Here is a 20,196-nt window from a genome sequence, read left to right as displayed (position 1 = left end):
AGAGAGAGAACCTCCTCCAGACGAACCTTCTCTAGTCGAAGTGCGAGCCAGTGTTGACCGCGATTCGAAGCCCGAGGTAGGCGGCCGCAGCGTTGACGGCCGAACGCATCTTCTCGAGATCGACGAAATTACCCGAATGGCTGTATGTACAGTCGGCGTAGCGGCCCGTCGTGCGCATGTTGGACGCGAGAACTGCCGGCTCGAGTGTCTGCATTCCCCTCGCGAACGCCAGATCACCACCACTGAACGCATGATCTCGATCACCGGGCACCCGAAAACACGACATTGTAGTTGCAAGCACCATCGGGGACGCCACGCCATCAGGGTCGGCCCGGGACCGACTATTGCGCCGTCCGACCAACTCCCCAGCAGCACGCCGGACGAGCGCCTCGCCGGAGCGAATCCTCGACCGAACCTGCGAAGCCACTTCGAGGGGACTACTAGCTGTCCAATCTGCCCGGAAAGGAATGTGACTGAACGCATTCCCCCCTGTCCTCGCCAGTAGGGGCGATCCCGATCGCAGGTCGACAACCACGTGATGAGTGACGTCGGGGCCGCACTCCAGAGCCGCGAGCACTGCGCAATAGAAATACACGGAAGGCACACGGGTTCCAGGTGCTGCAACCAAACGAACGGAGAGCCACCACCCGCGAACAGGTTCCGTGGATACGGCCGAGGACGAGATTGCGTTTCCCGATGCCCGCCGACTCACCACCTCACGCTGGAACATACTTGTACCACTGAGGATTCGCCTCAGGGACGTCGCGGCAATCAAGGGATTGGTCGACGCCATCAAAAGCCCGGCAGCAACGATCCGACGCTTCGACAATCTGCGCACAGCGGGAGAGCGCGGACCAAGCGCCGGATCCAGACCCGACAACGCAAGAAAGAGTCGTTCTGATTTCGGCATGAAGACCGTCTCGTCACCAAACATGTGTGAATAGATCAGGCCGATCATGTTGCGTGCAACGACGACAGTGATCTCGCGAGGGTCACTGAATCGTCGCGCATTGAAATACTTGAACAATGTCCGGTCGAATACCTCGACGCCTATCGCCGAAGACACGTCGGCCACGCGCATTCCTTCGACGGCACCCAGTCCGTGTAACGAGGCAGTAGGCGAACCCTCACCAGCGGTACGCATCTCGAAAATCAGGGGGAAGACCCCGATACCCGCTTCGAAAGTCTCCGAGATCCACTCGTTGACAACGGCTACGACACCAGCTCTATCAACTGGGCCGAAGGACTCCTGCGCGTGACAGCAGTACGTGCTTGCCAGCGGATCGACCTTCACTTCATCCCTCCACGATCACGTGTGCCCGAAATTCAATCCTCACCGACCAATTTCCCTTCGTTCGCGGCAAAACAACCGTGCGCCGGTTTCAGCGAGTTTGCAGAACCTCCGAGGGAACCCGCGGCCGGATCGAAATCTCCGCCTTCCGCCAGTGCGCTCCGCCACATTCGAAATTGCCCAACGAGGCCAGTCCACCCATCACCCTGTTGCAACCTGCTGGTTAACACTACGCGCGCACAGGCTCGCCTCCATCTGATGCAGCAACATCGCTCCCGGCGATCGAAGCACGACATGAGACCAGTTGATAAACCGTGGAAATAGGGCTTAAATAGCGTAAACCAAACCATTTGACTGTTTGAAGCGCAGTTTACCAACTGGAGGTTCGTCATCAGCACCCAGATCGACCAGATGCACGACAAACCTGGTGACGTCTCCGCGACTTTCGAGTTATCCAATCGTGGTCCCGTCGAATCGCTGAACATCACGATTCTCGGCATCAACTACGCGCCGGAAACCACGGGGATAGCCCCGTACATGACGGACCTTGCCGAGTCCCTCGGCGAGCGCGGGCACAAGGTGCACGTCGTCACCGGGTACCCGCACTATCCGGCGTGGGAAATCGACGCTTCCTACCAGGGACGGTCGATCGACGAGGTCGTGAACGGCGTTCACGTTCACCGACGCCGCCACTTCGTGCCCAGCCCACCGAATGCCTTGGGACGAATCAAGATGGAGCTGAGTTTCGGCGCACGTGCCGCCAGTTCCGGATGGAACACACCTGACGTAATCGTGTGCACCAGTCCGGCATTGCTGGCCACTGCGATGGTCCTCGGACGTGCTCGGCTGACACCCAAACGTCCGGCCATCGGGGTCTGGGTACACGACTTGTACGGTCAAGGCGTCGTGGAGACCGGTGCGATGACAGGCCGCAGTGCCCGCGCAACGTCCAGGCTCGAGGCGGCTGTCGTGAAGTCCGCCGACGGAATCGCCGTCGTCCATGACCGTTTCGTCGACCATGTCGTCAACGAACTTCACGTCCCACGCGAACGAGTCACAGTGGTTCGGAACTGGACGCACGTGACGCCGATCGATGTGGACGATCTCACCGCCGCACGCACCAAATTCGGTTGGTCGCCTGACGAAACCATTGTTCTGCACACCGGAAACATGGGCCTGAAACAAGGTCTGGAAAATGTCGTCGAGGCCGCTCGACTCGCCGACGAGCAGAGTCTGCCAATCCGATTCGTTCTGGTCGGTGACGGCAATCAGCGACCGAACCTCGAAGCCGCGGCAGTCGGAGTCGATCGAATCGACTTCGTCCGCCCACTCGACGACCAGGATTTCCGCACTGCCATGGCCGCCGCCGACGTTTTACTGGTCAACGAGGCACCCGGGATCGTCGGGATGGCAGTGCCGAGCAAGCTGACGTCGTATTTCAGCAGCGGTACCCCGATTGTCGCCGCAACCGATGTGGCATCTACGACTGCCGACGAGATCCGTGCCTCCGGTGCTGGGGTCGTCACTCAGAACGGTGATCCCGCAGGCCTGCTCTCTGCAGCCCTACAACTCGCGGGCGACGCGGAGACTTCCGCCAGACTTGGTGCCGCCGGGGTCCATTACTGCGCCACCTCGGTTGGCAAAACCGCGTCCATCGACAAATGCGAAAAGTGGATCCGCGAGCTGGTGGCCGGCCGCAGTTAGTACGCGAGCCGCTCGGAACAAAACCTCACACATCTCGACTCGGATCTGAAGACGACGAACATAGACAAGGCAGCTGACGCTCGATGACCAAACGCGCACTCATCACAGGGATCACCGGACAGGACGGTTCCTACCTGGCAGAACTGTTGTTGGCCAAAGGTTACGAAGTTCACGGATTGATCAGACGCGCATCAACTTTCAACACGTCACGCATCGATCACCTCTATCAGGACCCTCACGAACTGGGCGCACGGCTGTTCTTGCACTACGGTGACCTGTCCGACGGCGCACGACTCGTCACGCTCCTGTCGAAGCTCGCACCAGACGAGGTATACAACCTCGCTGCGCAGTCGCACGTGCGGGTCAGCTTCGACGAGCCCGAACACACAGGCAACACAACCGGAATCGGGTCTATTCGTTTGCTCGAAGCAGTCCGCATGACGGGATTGCAGTGCCGCTTCTACCAAGCTTCGAGTTCGGAAATGTTCGGAGCCAGTCCGCCTCCACAGAACGAGGACACCCCGTTCTATCCGCGGTCGCCGTACGGCGCTGCAAAGGTGTACTCGTACTGGGTCACCAGGAACTATCGCGAGGCCTACGGAATTCACGCGGTGAACGGGATCCTCTTCAATCACGAGTCACCCCGCCGCGGTGAAACATTCGTCACGAGAAAGATCACGCGTGCAGTCGCGCGAATCCAGGCCGGGATCGAAGATTCCCTGTACCTGGGCAATTTGGACGCGGTCAGGGACTGGGGCTACGCACCCGAGTACGTCGAGGGTATGTGGCGGATGCTTCAAGTCGACGAACCAGATGACTACGTGTTGGCCACTGGAGGAAACTTCACGGTCCAAGATTTTGTCGTGGCCTCATTCGAACATGTGGGTCTCGACTGGCAGAAGTACGTCAAATTCGATCCTCGTTACCTTCGCCCCACAGAGGTGGACGCTCTGGTCGGCGATGCAGGCAAGGCCGAGGACAAACTGGGCTGGAAAGCGACAGTACAGACCCCAGAATTGGCTCGAATCATGATGGACGCCGACATCGCAGCATTGGCGCATGCCGGCACACCGTGGATCGACACGCCGCATCTCCCTGATTGGAAGATCTCGCTCTCATGATCACAACGAAATCGATTGCACCTCTTGATCGCAGCGCCCCGACTTACATCGCCGGACACAAGGGACTGGTGGGATCCGCGCTCTGGCGCAAGCTCGAACAGAGTGGCTTCACCGACCTGATCGGCCGCACATCTGCCGAACTCGATCTGCGAAACCGAGCAGACGTATTCGCCTTCTTCGAAGCCGCCAAACCGTCGTGCGTCGTCTTGGCTGCCGCGAAGGTCGGAGGAATCGTCGCGAACAACACGTATCCGGTCGATTTCATCTCCGACAACCTTCAGATCCAGACCAATGTGCTCGACGCAGCGCTGCGGCACGGCGTGCGCCGATTGCTGTTCCTCGGGTCCTCGTGCATCTACCCGCGCCTGGCGCCACAGCCGATCAGAGAAGATCAATTACTGAACGGCCATCTCGAACCGACCAACGACGCATATGCGATCGCCAAGATTGCGGGAATCATCCAGGTCCAGGCTGTTCGTAGGCAGTTCGGGTTGCCCTGGATCTCGGCGATGCCGACAAGCCTGTACGGACCCGGCGACAACTTCTCGGAGAATGTTTCGCACGTACTTCCTGCGATGATCCGCCGTCTCGACCAAGCCAAGAACGAGGGAATTGAATCAGTCACAAACTGGGGTTCGGGGAGCCCACGTCGAGAATTCCTCCATGTGGACGACTTGGCCGATGCACTCCTTCACCTACTTGACACCTTCGACGAGTCCGGGCATGTCAACGTCGGTACCGGTCACGACGAAACCATTAAAGAGCTCGCAAATATTGTGGCCGAAGCAGTGGGATATGAAGGCCGAATGGACTGGGACACAAGCAAGCCCGATGGTGCACCGCGCAAACTACTCGACGTGTCCACATTGATGGCCACCGGTTGGAAACCACAGATCTCAACCCGCGAGGGCATCGAGTCGACCGTAGCCTGGTATCGCGAGCACGTACGGGATTCGTCTGCAGCGGTCCGACTGTGAGCACAAACCGCACTCTGTCCGGGTTCACCGGTGCAGGATACGACAAGGGACGCGGCCCGCTGGTCCAAATCTCCTGGCTCGCGATTTCCGGTGTGCTGCTTTCTCATTGGTGGTGCCCCAATGGAGTACGCGTTGCAGTTCTCCGGCGGTTCGGTGCCGACATCGCCGACGGGGTCCTGATTCGACACCGCGTCCGTATCCACTGGCCGTGGAAACTGACGGTCGGAGCAGACTCGTGGATCGGCGAGGGAACATGGATACTCAATCTCGAACCCGTCACGATAGGGGCGAATACGGCTATCTCGCAGGATGTCCTCCTGTGTACGGGCAGTCATGATCACCGAAGTCCCACATTCGAGTTCGACAATGCTCCCATCGTCATCGGTGACCAAGCATGGATCGCCGCCCGTGCGACGATACTCCGCGGTGTAACGATCGGGGACAACGCAATCGTCGGCGCGACGGCTTTGGTGACGTCCGATGTTCCCGCCGGAGCCACGATGTTGGCGCCACGGGCCGGCGCTGCACGATGAAGATACTGCAGATCGTCACTCTCTTCTCACCGGACGCCGCCTACGGAGGGCCTATCAGGGTCGCCCTAAATCAGTCGAAAGCATTGCAGGACAATGGGCATGACGTAACTATCGCCGCGGGTGAGCGTGGATACGCGGTGCCACCGACACGCGAGCAGGGTATCGCTCTGCAATTGTTTCCGGCGCGAACCGTGATCCCCAAAATCGGGTACGCGGGAATCGGCGCGCCGTCGATGCTTGTGTGGCTTCGCAAGCACGTCCGAGAATTCGACGTCGTGCACATTCATCTCGCGCGTGACCTGGTGACCCTTCCTGCCGCGAAATTGGCTCTTGCATACGGTATTCCAGTTTTCGCACAAACTCACGGGATGATCGACGAGACAGACAAATTGCTGGCAAGGCCGTTGGACGCTGCTTTCACGATCCCGGTCCTCAAACGAGCACGGACAGTGTTCTATCTGACCGAACGAGAGCACACAGACCTGCAGTCTGTTGTCGGAGACAGTCGCGTCAACTTGGTGGAACTCAACAACGGGATCCCCGAGGCCGAAGACCTCGAGTCACGGCCAGTCAACAGTTGCGACCCGCCCGAGGTCCTCTACCTAGCACGACTACAGGCAAGAAAGCGACCCCAGGTCTTCGTCGAAGCCGCAAAAGAGTTGTTGGACAGCGGACACACGGCGCGCTTTTCGATAGTCGGACCGGATGAGGGTGAAGCAGAAGCCGTCAACCGACTGATCGAACGCTCCGGACATAGCAATTGCATCCAGTACGAAGGCCCACTACCGTTCGACAAGTCTCCCGAACGATTTCGTCAAGCCGCTGTATATGTCTTGCCCTCCGTGAACGAACCGTTCCCGATGTCTGTACTCGAGGCGATGGCCGCTGGACTGCCCGTAGTCGTCACCGACACGTGCGGCCTCGCACCACTGATCCGGGATGGTCGGTGTGGCCTCGTGACCGATGACGCCACCGAATCAGTGACCGCGGCGATCTCGTCGCTCTTGAAGGATCCCGTCGCCGCTGCAGAGATGGGCGCCCGCGCGCGAAATGTTGCTCGCGAACGACTAGGAATGCCTGCCGTTCGTGCGGTGCTCGAAACCCAGTACGGGCTCTGAGCGGCTCCCACATCTGCACTACAGGAAGTAATTGTGAAATCCACTCGCCCCAAGGTCCGTCGACGCGTACTCGTTCTCAGCGGGATTGTCGGCGGACTTACTGCAATCACTGCCGCCGGCTGGCCGGTCTACGTCGATCCGGTGATCGACACACCCGAAATGGCCGACGCGATAGTTGTTCTCGGCGGTGATCACGACGGCAGAGAAGAATACGGACTGTCCTTGGCCGAGCAGGGCTACGCGCCCCAGATCATCTTTTCGAATCCGTATCGAAGCAATGATCCGAGGATCACCGCAATATGCGAGGGCACCTACGACTTCGAGGTCAGCTGTTTCAAGCCAGATCCGTCGACCACGCGTGGTGAAGGACAGGAGATTCGGCGTCGCGCCGAGGCACAGGGATGGAAGCGTGTCATCGTTGTGACCTTCGTTCCCCATGTCTCTCGCAGTCGCTACATCATCAACCGTTGCTGGGACGGTGACATCGACGTAGTCGCGGACCCCCGACCACTTCCGGTCTGGGTCTGGGCCGCGAACTATGTGTGGCAAACCGCCGGGTATGTTCGCGCCCAGTTCCAGGAATGCTGACTGCCTCTGTCCGGTCAGTACGCTCCGTCGCTCCTGAGCACTGCGGATACGGTCCTGGTGATGATCGAGATATTCTGCGCCGCAGACCAATTCTCCACGTAGGAAGAGTCGAGACGAACAGATTCTTCCCAGGAGAGATCACTGCGACCACTTACCTGCCAGAGACCGGTGATGCCAGGCTTGACCAGCAGGCGCCGGGCAACCTCGTCGTCGTACATCTCGACCTCGCGACGCAATGGCGGCCGCGGGCCGACAACGCTCATCTCTCCGCGAATGACGTTGAAGAACTGCGGTAGCTCGTCGATACTCAATCGACGAAGGATCTTGCCGACGGACGTGATTCGTGGATCCTCACGCATCTTGAACAACACACCTCCGGCGCCTTCGTTGTCCCCCATCAGATCGACAACCTGCTGATCGGCGCCTTCCACCATGGTACGAAACTTGAACATGGGGAACGGTTTCCCGTTGAGGCCGATGCGTTCCGCCTTGTAGAACACCGGGCCTTTGGACGTGAACTTGACTGCAGCGGCAGCGGCGAGCATGACCGGCGCCACGAGGAGGATCATCAGCATCGAGAACACCGCGTCGAAAACAGCGGGCGCAAGCCGGTTCGCGCCCTGGTAGCGCGGCCGCGCAACGTGAATCAACGGGAGTCCCGCCGCAGGGCGAAACATCAAGCGAGCCTTCGACACATCGGCCACGACCGGTGAAACCACCATGTCGACGCCCTCGGCTTCGAGGTCCCACATCAGTTTGCGAATGCCCACCTGTCCGAGGTCTTCGGTCCCGGTTACGATGACGGTGTCTGCGCCACTTGCGCGCATCGCCTCGACTACCTCGAACTCGTTGCCCATTACCGGGACTGCTGCTCCGTCGACAACGATGTGATCGTCCAACGCGGTCGCCCGACGCGGAATGCACGCTCCCACAACGTCGTAGCCTGCCGAGGATTCCCGCACGAAGGCACGCGTAGTAGCAACGACGGACGCATGTCCACCAACCAACAGCACCGAGTTACGGCAATCCCCGATCGCACGCTTCTTTCGAATGTCGCGTCGCCAGAGGTAGCGTCCGAGAAGCAGCGCAGCGAGTCCGACGGGCAGTGCGATCATGAGGTAGCTTCGCGCAATTCCCACGCCCAGAATGATCCCGGCCAATGCGCCTACTCCGAAGACCTGGCCGGTAGCGAGCAGTACCTTCTCGTACTCGTCACTGCCCTCGCCCAGCATCGACTGATGACGGCTACGCCCCCGTGCGAGGGCGATCATCCACAGTCCGCCCAACGCTGCAGACGCGATCACTTTAAGTGGTGTCAGCCACTCGATGGGATGCGGCCACATACTGCCGATCTGAGCGAGTGCGATCACGAACAGGACCGTGATCGAATCGCTCACTGCGATCCGCTTCCGGTATGCCCGGCGCCAGTCTGTTCCGACATGAGCGGAATCCTGCGATACCGCCGACCGGCTCTCCACCTCAGCATGAACGCTCATTTGCCATCAGTCTTTCTTGTCATACGAACGGCGTCAGCGGATCGAACGGCTTGGGGGATCGCTGATCGGTAGCCACCGCGAGCGTCCAGGTACGGCAACACCCCGCCGGTTGCCGTACCTCGCTGCTCGCAGTGCAGAAATGAACCGTCATCGGACCCCCCTACATAACCGCCGATCAAAGGCCAATTCATGCAAGAAAACGACCCAGTGTTGCTCATTTCGTACGTAAACATACCTTAGGTTTGTTTCAACTGCACTCACCAAGCCCAAGCTATTTTCCGATTGCCAGGTGATTACCGGGCAATTACGTCAAAGTGGGCTAATCCTCCACGTCTTCGAGACGTCTTCCCTCACGAATCCGAATGTCGGCGATCAGCATGTCCAGGGCGCCCAGGAGTGCAGTGTCGGCGCGTCGGCACTGCTCGATCAGAGCTTCCAGATCAGCTTCATCGGCGCTTTCGATCACACCAGCTTTGGCGGCCCTGCTCAGTACTTTTTCGGCGAGGAGCAACGGCGGCTGCGACCGAGCGATGCCGTCCATGGATGACGCGCGAGCCTTCTCGGCAGCCTTCAAAGCGTCCCACGCCCGCTCTTGCTCAGCGATGTCGACCGCCCCGGAACTGACCAGGTGCGGGCTGCGGTGCACGAGTTTCGCGATCAATGCACCGGCCACGTCGTCCAATTCGAAAACACCGTGTGCTTGAGCGATCCGCGAGTGGAACAACACCTGAAGCAACAGGTCTCCGAGTTCCTCCCGAAGATCGCTCTCGTCGTCGCTTCGAATCGCGTCGAGTACCTCGTAGGTCTCCTCGACGAGGTAAACGGAGAGGCTCTCGTGCGTCTGGGTCGACTCCCAACCGCCGCGATTCCACAACCGGTCCATGATCGACGCCGCTTCCACCAGTCGATCGCCGTGAATGGGTTCGGCGCGAATCATCTTTACCCCAGCGGCAGACAACGCCGCGATCTTCGGCTCGGCGGTGTCCATCATCACAGTCACCGCGGCGCCGGGTGTCGTGGCCGGCAGTGCGCCGCGTACCGAGTCGGGGACGTCCGGGTCGATATCGATCGCGCCGGACAGGAACGGGAGCGCCTCCAGCGGAAAGACATGCGGCCGCAAAGGATCGAGCAGTACGACGACGGGCGATTCGTTCACCGTGTGCTCACGCCTCGACCAGGACGGCACCGGCGGCGCGCCCGTCAATCGCCAGGATGAAGTCCGCGATGTATTGAAGTAGTTCGACGTCCCGCAGGCGATCCGAGCCGACTCCGCCGGTGCGAGGCAGCGGGAGTTGCACGAGCCCGGTCGTTGCCCGGTACTGCGCGCTCGGATAGATCCTCTTGAGCCTGATCTGTTTGGAATCGGGCAGTGACATAGGCGAGATCTTGAGCTGAGTTCCGGTGACGGCGACTTCCTCCAGTTGATACTCGCGGCAGAGCAGTCGAAGCTTGGCCACCGAGATCAGCCGTCGAACCTCTTCGGGCAGTGGGCCGTAGCGATCGACCAGTTCTTCGACTACGGCAGCGATGCCGTCGGAATCAGTTGCCGCAGCGAGCTTGCGGTACCCCTCCAACCTGAGCCTGTCACTGGTGACGTAGTCGGGCGGGATGTGCGCGTCCACCGGTAGGTCGATCCGGACTTCCTTCGTGCCCTCGTCCATTGTGATCGGTTTGCCGTCGGCTGCAGCCCGGAAGGCTTCGACCGCCTCACCGACCAGCCTGACGTACAGATCGAACCCGACCCCCGCGACGTGGCCGGACTGCTCTGCGCCCAGAACGTTTCCGGCTCCACGGATTTCGAGGTCCTTCATCGCGACGGCCATACCCGCGCCGAGGTCCGAATTCTGCGAAATCGTTGCCAGTCGGTCGTATGCCGTTTCCGTCAAAGGCTTTTCGGCCGGGTACAGGAAATAGGCGTATCCACGTTCACGACTACGCCCGACGCGTCCGCGAAGCTGATGCAACTGCGAGAGGCCCAGCGAATCCGCGCGTTCGACGATCAGTGTGTTCGCGTTCGAGATGTCCAGACCGGTTTCGATGATCGTGGTACAGACCAACACGTCGAAGTCGCGTTCCCAGAATCCTTGCACAGTCTTTTCGAGAGTGTCCTCGTTCATCTGACCGTGCGCGACGACGACGCGAGCCTCCGGGACGAGTTCGCGGATCTTCTTGGCTGCCTTGTCGATCGAGCTGACACGGTTGTGAACGTAGAAGACCTGACCGTCGCGCAGAAGTTCACGCCGGATGGCCGCGGCAACCTGCTTGTCCGCATACGCGCCGACGTACGTGAGGATCGGATGACGTTCTTCCGGCGGTGTGAGGATCGTGGACATCTCGCGGATCCCGGCCATGCTCATCTCGAGAGTACGAGGAATCGGAGTAGCCGACATCGTCAGGACGTCGACGTGGGTGCGTAACGCCTTGATGTGTTCCTTGTGCTCGACTCCGAATCGCTGTTCCTCGTCGACGATCACAAGCCCGAGGTCCTTCCAGCGAATACCGGTCTGCAGCAACCTGTGAGTACCGACGACGATGTCGATCTCACCTTCCGCCATGCCGGCGATGATTTCCTTCGAGTCCTTGGCGTCGGTGAACCGGGACAGCCCTCGCACCTTCACCGGGAACGACGCCATTCGTTCGGTGAAGGTCTGAAGATGTTGCTGTGCAAGAAGAGTCGTCGGCACCAGCACCGCCACTTGCTTGCCGTCCTGCACTGCCTTGAACGCGGCGCGGACGGCGATCTCCGTCTTGCCGTACCCGACGTCACCGATGACCACCCGGTCCATCGGAACCGGCTTCTCCATGTCGGCCTTGACCTCACTGATAACGGTCAACTGGTCGATCGTCTCGGTGAACGCGAATGCGTCTTCGAGTTCCTTCTGCCACGGTGTGTCCGGGCCGAACGCATGCCCGGGAGCAGCCTGACGCGCTGCGTAGAGCTGAACCAGCTCGCCCGCGATCTCACGAACTGCCTTGCGGGCCTTACGCTTGGTGTTTGCCCAGTCGGATCCACCGAGCTTGCTCAGCGCCGGCAACTCCCCACCGACGTATCGGGAGAGTTGATCGAGCGATTCCATCGGGACGAACAGACGATCGCCCGGGTGACCGCGCTTGCTCGGCGCGTATTCGATGACCAGGTATTCACGACGCGCCCCACCGATGGTGCGTTCGACCATTTCGACGAACCGGCCGATACCGTGCTGATCATGCACGACCATGTCCCCTGCCGACAGCGCGAGGGGATCAACCTGATTGCGGCGCTTGGCCGGCAAGCGCTTTCCGTCGCCGACCGCGGCAACGCGGTTGCCGGTCAGATCGGACTCGGTGACGATCACCATCCCAGGCGTCGAGTCGTCGCCGGCGAGTACCAGTCCGTCGTGCAGTGATCCGCGGAGCACCGCGACCTGTCCACGGGCGGGGGTAGCGCCGGCATCGAGCATCTTGGCGGGCACTTCGGCTTCACCGAGTCGCTCCACGACGCGGCTTGCGGTTCCGGCACCTGCCACCACGATCGCCGCGCGACCGCCCGTGCTCACGTGCGCCCGAAGGCTGACGAACAGCTCGGCCAACAGGTCGTCGGAACCGCGCACCTGCGGTGCCGCATGCACCGGGAGTTCGAGTTCTTCACCGTTTCCCGACGCCAGCGGGCTGACTGTCCACCAGGGTCGGCCGGCAGCTTCGGCAGATTCGCGAACATGACGAAGCGACCGGTACGCGGAGGCACCGAGATCGACTCCTCCGCCGTTGAGGATCGACGTGTCGAGCGGTGCAGCGCCGCCGATCGACGCCGCCGTCCACGATGCTTCCAAGAATTCCTGGCCGGTGCGCACCAGGTCGGTGGCGCGGGTGCGCACCTTTTCCGGATCACACAGAAGAATGTGCGCCCCTTCGGGAAGTACATCGGAAAGTAGCTGCAGTTCACCGGGTTTGAGAACCGGGAGCAGAGCTTCCATCCCCTCGACGGGGATACCTGCCGAGATCTTGTCCAGCATCTCGACCAACGACGCGTCAGCCTGGTTCTCAGCAGCGAGTGCGGCGGCTCGATCACGAACATCAGCTGTCAAAATCAGTTCACGACACGGCGGCGCGATCACGGAATCGACGTCGACGTCCGCTAGCGAACGCTGATCGGCAACTGAGAAGTAGCGAAGCTCCGATACCTCGTCACCCCAGAATTCGATACGGACCGGATGATCCGCCGTCGGCGAGAACAGGTCGAGAATGCCACCACGGACCGCGAACTCACCACGCTTTCCCACCATGTCGACGCGGCTGTACGCCATCTCCACCAGACGAACCAGAACGGAATCGAAATCGATCTCGGTGCCGACGCGCAACGTGATCGGTTCTATCTCGCCCAGGCCTGGCGCCATCGGCTGAACGAGAGAGCGCACCGTGGTGACGATCACCCGAAGTGGCGATCCGTACGAGGCGTCGTCTGGTCTGGCGAGTCTGCGCAGGACCTCCACCCGTCGCCCAACGGTATCCGCGCTCGGCGACAGTCGCTCGTGCGGCAATGTTTCCCACGACGGAAACTGCGCCACTCCTCCACCGAGCATCTCGGTGAGTTCCGAAGTCAGATCGTCGGCTTCACGACCGGTGGCTGTCACCAGCAGCACCGGCGTGCGAGCGGCGAGTGCAGCGGCGATGAACGGCCGAGCCGGCTTCGGAGCCACGATGTCCAAGGCGGCCGATCCGATGGATTCGATCACCGGAGTGAACGCGGCATCTGCGAGGGCGACCTCGGCGAGTCCAGCGAGCGCAGTCTGGGCAGAGGACAAGGAAGTCAACGAACGCGCTCCTGAACAGTGATGACGGGTTGCGGACGCACAGCCCGAGCGCAATATCCCCACCGAGGCAGAGTTGTGCGCCGGTTCGATTCTATCGGTGTGCGATCTCGCAGCGCAGTCCGATCCGTTCAGTTTCCCGTAGCACTCGTCTTCTTCGACGTCCGCTTGGACGGCGAGGATTGTGTGACCGGAGTGATCGGCGGCGCCACGGCCGCACTCACGTGCGAGTTGAGCGCCCGAACGCGACCGATCACCTTCGTCGCCTGACCGGTTCTCCGTAGGCGTACAGTCCTGCGACCGTTCGGCGCGAGGTGGAACCAGGAGTCTTCGGGCTCGAAGCCCTGCAGTTCGAGGGCAACGTATTGGGCGGAAGCATCCGTCGAGACGTCGACTACCCACTCTTCGTCACCGACGTTGCGCGCTGTGGCAACAAGTCCGACCGATCGCTCACGAGGCCGCGCCGGACCACCCAGTAGGTGGACCACTTCGTCCACCATCTCGCCGTCTTCGTCTTCGAGTGTGACGGTGACGGCGTCGTATGTCCGCGCCCCGAACCGAAAGACGTGAGTGAGGTCGGTGAAACGGCCGACAAGGCTGTCCACGGACCAGGTCAGACTTGAATGCGCTTCCACGTTGACCGGTAGCGCGACGTCGACCGGGACGACACCTGACCGACTGTGCGCTCGAAACCTGATCTCGCCGACGACAGGTTCGGCGGTCTCGTTGATCGCGTCGAGCCTCAATCCGTCCATACCGTCGTCCGTGACGAGGAGCGCGATCGGTTTGGCGCTTCTACGGAGCACGAACCACGGAGCTTTGGGGCTGCCGCTCCAATCGAGGACCCCCCATCCCGGTCCGGGCTCCAGGTCTCGCAGTGCGAGTGTCAAGGCGCCGTCGCACCGAGAGTCCGGGCGACGCCAGTATCCGAGCGTCGATGCGAACGCCTCACATACAGCTGCTCGCCCCAGGTCGAGATAGCGTTCCGGGTCGGACCACCGGACTTCACGAGCGTCTTCGCCGAAAAGCGCGTGGACGTAGTGGTCCCGAACATCCTCGAAATCCCACGACGATCCGTTGTCCCGAGGCACCGCGGCTTTCCATGCCGGGTGGTGCCCCGCGACGGCGAGTGAACCGAATTCGTTCTCGATCACCGCATTCGACGGTGGAATCGAAAATGCCAATGATTCGGTCGCAAAACGTACTCGCGCGCTGAGCACGTCGGCCAGTGGACGACGATAGGCACCCACCCCGAAGTAGTGAGCGACCCCGCTTCCGACATGCGTTGCCAATTGCTCGCCCCCGCGAGGCGCCGAGGGGGACGACGTCACGTACTCGAGTTCGGATGCCACCGTCGAGATCAACTCCGGCAGTCTCGAATGAATGAGCGGGATGTGTTGATCGACCAAGCCCAGCATGGTCGGCTGCTGTTCGGTCTCGCTGCCGCCGCAGAAGACTGCCAAAGCGGGATTTCCGCGCACTCTGTGCAAGAACTCGGTGACCTCGGAGGCAACGAGTTCGAAGAATTCGTCGGTGTCGGGCGGATCGAGCGTCGCCAACATCATGTCCTGCCACACGAGAATGCCCAGTCGCGCGCATTCCTCCCAGAAGTGGTCGCTCTCGTAGACCATCGTCCCCGGGATTCGAATCATGTTCAGGCCGGCCTCTGCCAGGCGTTCCAAGACGCGAGTTGTGCCGGCGTCGCCTTGAAGCGAGATCGGGTCGGTCGGCACCCACACCGAACCACGGCAGTACACCCGGATGCCGTTGACATACAAACGGAATCCACCATCGGATCTGTCGACCTCCACCGTCCGGAAGCCAACTGAACCGAGATGCTCGGAGACTCCGACCGCTTCCATCGTCACCGGATAAGTGCGCGGGGTGCCATGAGTGTGCGGCCACCACAACTGCGCGTCCGGCACTTCGACGACGCCGGACACCTCGAGAAATCCATCCGGTCCGGCGGATACAGCCAATTGCCGCGAGTGATCGCCGACACGCACGGTCACGTACTCCAGCGAGGCCGGCAATCCGGTGAGCCGAGCACTGACGGCAACGCGACCGGTTGTGCCGTCAACACTCGCATGCTTGACAGCAGAGACTACGGCGGCAATCCCCTTGTCCAACAAGCGGATACCCCGCCACGGACCCACCGGTACCGACACACCACTGAACACGGGAGCCATACCGAGCATCGTGGTTCGGATCCACCGAAGGCCCTGTTCACGGACCATCGACGAGCGCCAACGTCCTCGAGGACGCCTCGATCTCAAAATCGCGGAGAGAGAATGAAAATGAACAGCCACCTGGACACGTTTACCAGCGCCGACTCCGGCCGGAATGCTCACTTCCCCAGGTGCGAACATGGATTCAGTGGACGCGACACGGACACCGCCGATCCAGACATCCGCAAACGCCGTCATACCGTCGAACTGGAGCAGCCACGACCCCTCACCGGTCGTGGCCACGGTAGTCACGAACCACCAGTCCGACGATGAAACGGACGATTCTGAAACAGACGACGACGAAACGGACTTCGTGCGTCCGGCGTCCGTTTGCGCCGCACGTAACGCACCGATGACTGTTCCAGGCACGGACGCTGCGACCCACTCGGTCACAGCTTCGAGGGCATCCGGGTCGGATACGGATCCGGGTTCGGTTGCAGCGCATCGCCATATCGCGCCGGCCAGCAGGTCTGCTGACGAACGAGGCACTGTCAGACCAACCTCAGGTGTCGATGCGAGTCGACGCCGACTGTGTCGGCAACGATTTCCATCGCCCTCTTCCACGACACGGCCATCTCGTCGAGTTGCTCACGCGGGTCCACCGCGCGGCCCCTGGAGGCACGCGCCATCTGAAACTGCACGCTCTTGGCACCGGATGCCACTTTGCGGAAATCTGGCGCAGCTTCGCCTGTCCCGGAGAAACCTGCAGTGTCCAAGAACTCGCTGGCGTCGGCAGCCAGCTCCGCGCTGGCCCCGCACTGACGAAGTAGCCCGAAGGACCAGAGGTGAAACGCATCCATACCCGCCCCCTGCACCCATTCGAGGTCGTCGATCACCTTGCGTCCCAGCTCTCGCACGGGATTACCCACCGCTCGAACCGCTACATTCCGCCGAGCCACTTCGGCGATGTTTCCGGCGTTGGTCGCGTGAACCGGATTCAACCTGATCTGTTCGACATAGGGCACGAACGAAGGAAGTGAGGAACGATCGAGATCGAAGACGCCGGAGAAATCGTCGCCTCGCAGCAAGTAGTACCCGCTGTTGTGAAAGTACTCGAGCTCGCCGGCAACGCGATCGATCCGATTGGGCACGATCGTGGTCTTGGTGTGCCCCTCGTGATAACTCGTTCCAAGAGTGTCGGGAAGCCAGTATCCGTCCACTTCAACCGTCGACAGCATCCCAACCGCGAGGTTGTCCTCGACGTGGATCAGCGGTGCCCGCCAGACGTTCATCTCGGCGACTTCGATTCCGTACAGCGCGTAGATGTCCTCGGCCTTGAGCTTGAGGAACGTCCACTGAGTCCCGTCGAACCGCGATGAGAAGGCACATGCCAATGCCGGGACGGGGTCCAATCCCAGCGAATGCAACACTTCGATCCACAGATCCGTGTAGCAGTTGGTCTGCGCCCACACGCGGTCGTCCTGGTGCAACGAATGGGGCCGGTAGCGATCAGGTGAAATGTCGATCAGCCGTGACATCAGATGCCCATTCGTTCACGAACGGAGGTTGGCCATGCAGCCACGTCAAGACCATGAGTCCGCAACAAGGACAACGCGATTCGCTCCATCCCGAAGCCGACGCACGAGCTGTGTGCCACCTCCCCCTCCGCCGTTCGGATGTCGAAGTTGACACCGAAATGGTCGAGATGGTTGTTCGAGGACACGATCGCCGTGCCCTCGTCGAGATCTCCGTAGAGCCGAACTGTCAGTTCCGTCTTGAGATTCTCTTCACGCTGGTTGGCTGCAAGCATCTTTCCGGCGCGCCCGAAGAAAGGATCATTGGCGATCACCGGGGTAGCGTCGAGTTCGAGCCGGCCGAGCACCTCGAGCCCCCGCTCGATCCAATGCTCGCGATGCGCTCGCGCTGCCGCGGCGTCACCGATCGTCACGAACTCGTGCATCCGAAACGCTTGCATGCGAGCCGGATCGATCGCCGGTTCGTGCCGGAAGCAAAAACCGTAGATGTCCAGCAGCACGCCGCCTTCGGGCAGAACTCCGGTGTACCGCGCATAGGCAGGATGGCACGCTGCGGACACGAGCATGGTCTCGGTCGGCTCGAGGTGGCGGTCCCACGATTGTCCCTCGGCGCGATCGGCCAGCAGTCGCGCGTGATCGCGATTGGAACCGGCGAAGGTGTTGATGGCGCCGGTGAGGTTGGGAAACGAAGCGATGTAGTCGGTGCGCTCGAAACTGCTCCGCGGGAACACCGGCGGGAACCGCAGCCGAGTCGCGGCGTCGCCTGGCCCCGCTGCAATCACCACTCGGTCGATACCGTCGACGATGTCCTCGAACACGCCGGAACGCCCGTAGAGTCCCGGCACCTCCGTCTCGACGAGAAGTCCTTCGACGAGCAGTTCACGTTGAAATGCAGCCCGGGCCCGATCCAGATCGGTCTCGCCTGTCACAGTCTCGGTCGTCACAGTCTCGTTCGTCATAGCGTTCCCCGGTATCCGATGGCCATGTGCGCTGAACCTGCCATGATTCGATCGTTGTTCACCATCACCGCTGCGCCGTGCGCGTCACGAAGGTGCCGACCGAGCGAAAATTCGGTGTCCTCGCGATATCCCGAGATTCCACAGATCAACATTGTCTGCCCCACGATTTCCACCACCGCTGTCGACGCTGTGACTTTCAGGTTGTTCATCGCGAGCGAAAATCCCACCGCTCCCGTCGCCTCGAAATCGGCAACGCCTTCCTCCGCGTGGACTGCGCGGTCGTACCTGCGCGCAGAGGCGCCGACGAGATCGGCGAATTGTTGTGCCGAAGCGGCAACTTCGGCGAGCCGCAGCGCTCCGGGGGAAGTGACCCCGGGCTGCTTGCGGGCGGCGGCACGCACGTACTTGCGCGCCTTCTCGACTGCAGCGTCGGCAATTCCCAACCACACCGAACTCCAGACGACGTGCGAGACCGGAAGCATGGTGTGGGTGGAGATATCGGAATACGGTACGCCGGCGACCATCTCCGGCGTCGAGGTGGCCCGAAGGATGTAACCGAGACTGCAAGTACCCCTCAGCCCCAGCGTGTTCCACTCGGTGGTGCGTTCGAGCGTCAGGTCTGGGGTACGACACACCACGAGAACCTGATCGTTCGGCTGACTCTCCGGTGTTCGCCGAGCCGTCACGACTATCGCGTCGGAGTGTTCACCGTACGAAATGACAGGCGCGTTCTTGATCAACAGCAGGTGACCGCCCAAGTCTTCCACCGCGCAGTAACTCCGGCTGACGTCACCACCGATTCCCAGCTCAGTGGTTGCCGATGCCAACAGCAATTGCTTGTCGACCGTTTCTTCGACAAACTCGCGTAGTGCTTCGGTGTTGCCGTGCTTGACCAACGAGTATATCTGCGTCTGATGCATCGCGAAAATCATTCCGCTTGCTGCACAGCGCGTTCCGATCACACGGGCGATCTGCGACACTTCCTGCAGCGAGAGCCCTTCGCCGCCTAGTTCCCTCGGCACAGCTACGGACAGCAGCCGTTCGCTTCGCATGGCGTCGACAGCTTCACGCGGAAACCTTGCTTCTGCATCGACTTCGTCGGCCCACACCGCTGCAACTTCGTCGGCCAACCGTGCGGCCCGCTCGAGGGCCGTTCCGGTGGAGCACTGCGATTGCGGAGCGTTCATGCAGCACCCAACTCCGTCAACGCACCCTCGATCGCCTTGACGCTTGCGAAAGTACTCTTCCGCAACAACTCGTCAGGGAACTCGATGTCGAACGAATCCTCCAGCGCCAACATGACATTCACGCTCGCGTGCGACGTCAAACCCAACTCGTAAAGATCGGCCTCTCCGTCGATCGTGCTCACGTCGACTGCCAGCCGACCGTGCTCGACGAGCACTTTCCGAATTGCCTGATCAATCATCAGCGATGTCGTCCTTCTTTTCGATGCGAGCGCCCGAGCGTGTTGCGATCACCATTGCGATGGCCACGTCCGCTTCGTGCGAGATAGATACTTGAAAATCGTGCAGATCCTGGGCCCGCGCGAGTTCCGCGGCATTACCGGACAGTGTCACCCCACAGCCACCCCACTCGGCCCGAGTGATTTCGATGGAACTCCACGGAACGGGAACGTCACCAGGCCGCAGTACCTTCACCACAGCCTCTTTGGCGGCGAAACGTGCAGCCAATCGTTGATCCCGCGCCGGCCCGGCGCACGTCTGCAATTCGTGCGGGGTGAAGGTCCGATCGAGATACCTCCGCCCGAAGAGTTCGATACTTCGAGTGACATCCACGACGTTCACTACGTCACAGCCGATCCGCGGGCCGATGTCGAGCATCGGCGTCGGCGCAGTGTCACCCATCTGTTGACTCCCCATCTGGGGTCGTACACGCCGGGCAGCCCCCTATGCTGCCCG

The 20,196-nt window shown here is 61.1% G+C and carries 16 protein-coding genes; 6 read left to right on the top strand and 10 right to left on the bottom strand.

From position 1 onward, the window contains the following. Positions 1 to 31 precede the first annotated feature (31 nt). Positions 32 to 1,294 carry a hypothetical protein gene (locus tag QM609_RS26445; RefSeq protein WP_050654533.1) on the bottom strand — a complete coding sequence of 421 codons (1,263 nt, stop codon included), beginning with the start codon at positions 1,292 to 1,294 and terminating at the stop codon, positions 32 to 34. A gap of 408 nt (positions 1,295 to 1,702) precedes the next feature. Here QM609_RS26445 and QM609_RS26440 point away from each other — a divergent pair, with 408 nt between their 5' ends. The 6 genes from QM609_RS26440 (at position 1,703) to QM609_RS26415 (ending at position 7,332) form a co-directional block, all read left to right on the top strand. After that, positions 1,703 to 2,995 carry a glycosyltransferase family 4 protein gene (locus QM609_RS26440; protein ID WP_007728855.1) on the top strand — a complete coding sequence of 431 codons (1,293 nt, stop codon included), beginning with the start codon at positions 1,703 to 1,705 and terminating at the stop codon, positions 2,993 to 2,995. An 83-nt stretch (positions 2,996 to 3,078) separates the two neighbouring features. Beyond that, complete coding sequence (gene gmd / locus QM609_RS26435) at positions 3,079 to 4,116, top strand: GDP-mannose 4,6-dehydratase (RefSeq protein WP_050654532.1); 1,038 nt, start codon at positions 3,079 to 3,081, stop codon at positions 4,114 to 4,116. Further along, positions 4,113 to 5,093: a GDP-L-fucose synthase family protein gene (locus tag QM609_RS26430; protein ID WP_007728859.1), complete on the top strand. Its 981-nt coding sequence runs from the start codon at positions 4,113 to 4,115 to the stop codon at positions 5,091 to 5,093. The genes gmd and QM609_RS26430 overlap by 4 nt, the downstream gene beginning before the upstream one ends. Next, entirely contained in the window at positions 5,090 to 5,626 is a 537-nt protein-coding gene (locus tag QM609_RS26425; RefSeq protein WP_007728861.1) for a DapH/DapD/GlmU-related protein, read from the top strand. The genes QM609_RS26430 and QM609_RS26425 overlap by 4 nt, the downstream gene beginning before the upstream one ends. Next, a complete protein-coding gene (locus QM609_RS26420; protein WP_030536278.1) occupies positions 5,623 to 6,744 on the top strand; it encodes a glycosyltransferase in 1,122 nt (373 codons plus the stop codon). The genes QM609_RS26425 and QM609_RS26420 overlap by 4 nt, the downstream gene beginning before the upstream one ends. A 33-nt stretch (positions 6,745 to 6,777) precedes the next feature. After that, positions 6,778 to 7,332 (top strand): YdcF family protein, encoded by a 555-nt coding sequence (locus QM609_RS26415; protein ID WP_007728868.1) that lies wholly within the window; start codon positions 6,778 to 6,780, stop codon positions 7,330 to 7,332. A gap of 14 nt (positions 7,333 to 7,346) precedes the next feature. On the opposite strand, the gene QM609_RS26410 is transcribed toward QM609_RS26415, so the two are convergent. The 9 genes from QM609_RS26410 to QM609_RS26370 form a co-directional block, all read right to left on the bottom strand. Next, positions 7,347 to 8,828 carry a sugar transferase gene (locus QM609_RS26410; protein WP_050654531.1) on the bottom strand — a complete coding sequence of 494 codons (1,482 nt, stop codon included), beginning with the start codon at positions 8,826 to 8,828 and terminating at the stop codon, positions 7,347 to 7,349. A gap of 319 nt (positions 8,829 to 9,147) precedes the next feature. Then, on the bottom strand, positions 9,148 to 9,984 hold the full coding sequence (locus QM609_RS26405) for a nucleoside triphosphate pyrophosphohydrolase (RefSeq protein ID WP_030536281.1): 837 nt from the start codon (positions 9,982 to 9,984) through the stop codon (positions 9,148 to 9,150). Between the two features lie 7 nt (positions 9,985 to 9,991). Further along, positions 9,992 to 13,618, bottom strand: a complete 3,627-nt coding sequence (mfd, locus tag QM609_RS26400; protein WP_003946285.1) for a transcription-repair coupling factor — start codon at positions 13,616 to 13,618, stop codon at positions 9,992 to 9,994. Positions 13,619 to 13,746: 128 nt separating this feature from the next. Then, positions 13,747 to 16,332 carry a glycosyl hydrolase 2 galactose-binding domain-containing protein gene (locus tag QM609_RS26395; RefSeq protein WP_007728874.1) on the bottom strand — a complete coding sequence of 862 codons (2,586 nt, stop codon included), beginning with the start codon at positions 16,330 to 16,332 and terminating at the stop codon, positions 13,747 to 13,749. A gap of 2 nt (positions 16,333 to 16,334) precedes the next feature. Then, entirely contained in the window at positions 16,335 to 17,321 is a 987-nt protein-coding gene (locus QM609_RS26390) for a DUF1839 family protein (RefSeq protein ID WP_003946304.1), read from the bottom strand. Beyond that, positions 17,321 to 18,277, bottom strand: a complete 957-nt coding sequence (locus QM609_RS26385; protein ID WP_007728880.1) for an amino acid--[acyl-carrier-protein] ligase — start codon at positions 18,275 to 18,277, stop codon at positions 17,321 to 17,323. The genes QM609_RS26390 and QM609_RS26385 overlap by 1 nt, the downstream gene beginning before the upstream one ends. Beyond that, entirely contained in the window at positions 18,274 to 19,464 is a 1,191-nt protein-coding gene (locus QM609_RS26380) for an acyl-CoA dehydrogenase family protein (protein WP_003946288.1), read from the bottom strand. The genes QM609_RS26385 and QM609_RS26380 overlap by 4 nt, the downstream gene beginning before the upstream one ends. Next, a complete protein-coding gene (locus QM609_RS26375; protein ID WP_003946296.1) occupies positions 19,461 to 19,703 on the bottom strand; it encodes an acyl carrier protein in 243 nt (80 codons plus the stop codon). The genes QM609_RS26380 and QM609_RS26375 overlap by 4 nt, the downstream gene beginning before the upstream one ends. Beyond that, complete coding sequence (locus QM609_RS26370; protein WP_003946314.1) at positions 19,696 to 20,142, bottom strand: holo-ACP synthase; 447 nt, start codon at positions 20,140 to 20,142, stop codon at positions 19,696 to 19,698. The genes QM609_RS26375 and QM609_RS26370 overlap by 8 nt, the downstream gene beginning before the upstream one ends. Positions 20,143 to 20,196: the final 54 nt, after the last annotated feature.

This window comes from Rhodococcus sp. IEGM 1302 (assembly GCF_030056935.1).
Classification (GTDB): domain Bacteria; phylum Actinomycetota; class Actinomycetes; order Mycobacteriales; family Mycobacteriaceae; genus Rhodococcus_F; species Rhodococcus_F qingshengii.
Note: the sequence above shows the minus strand (reverse complement) of the source record. Positions and strands in the feature narration are given on the sequence as shown.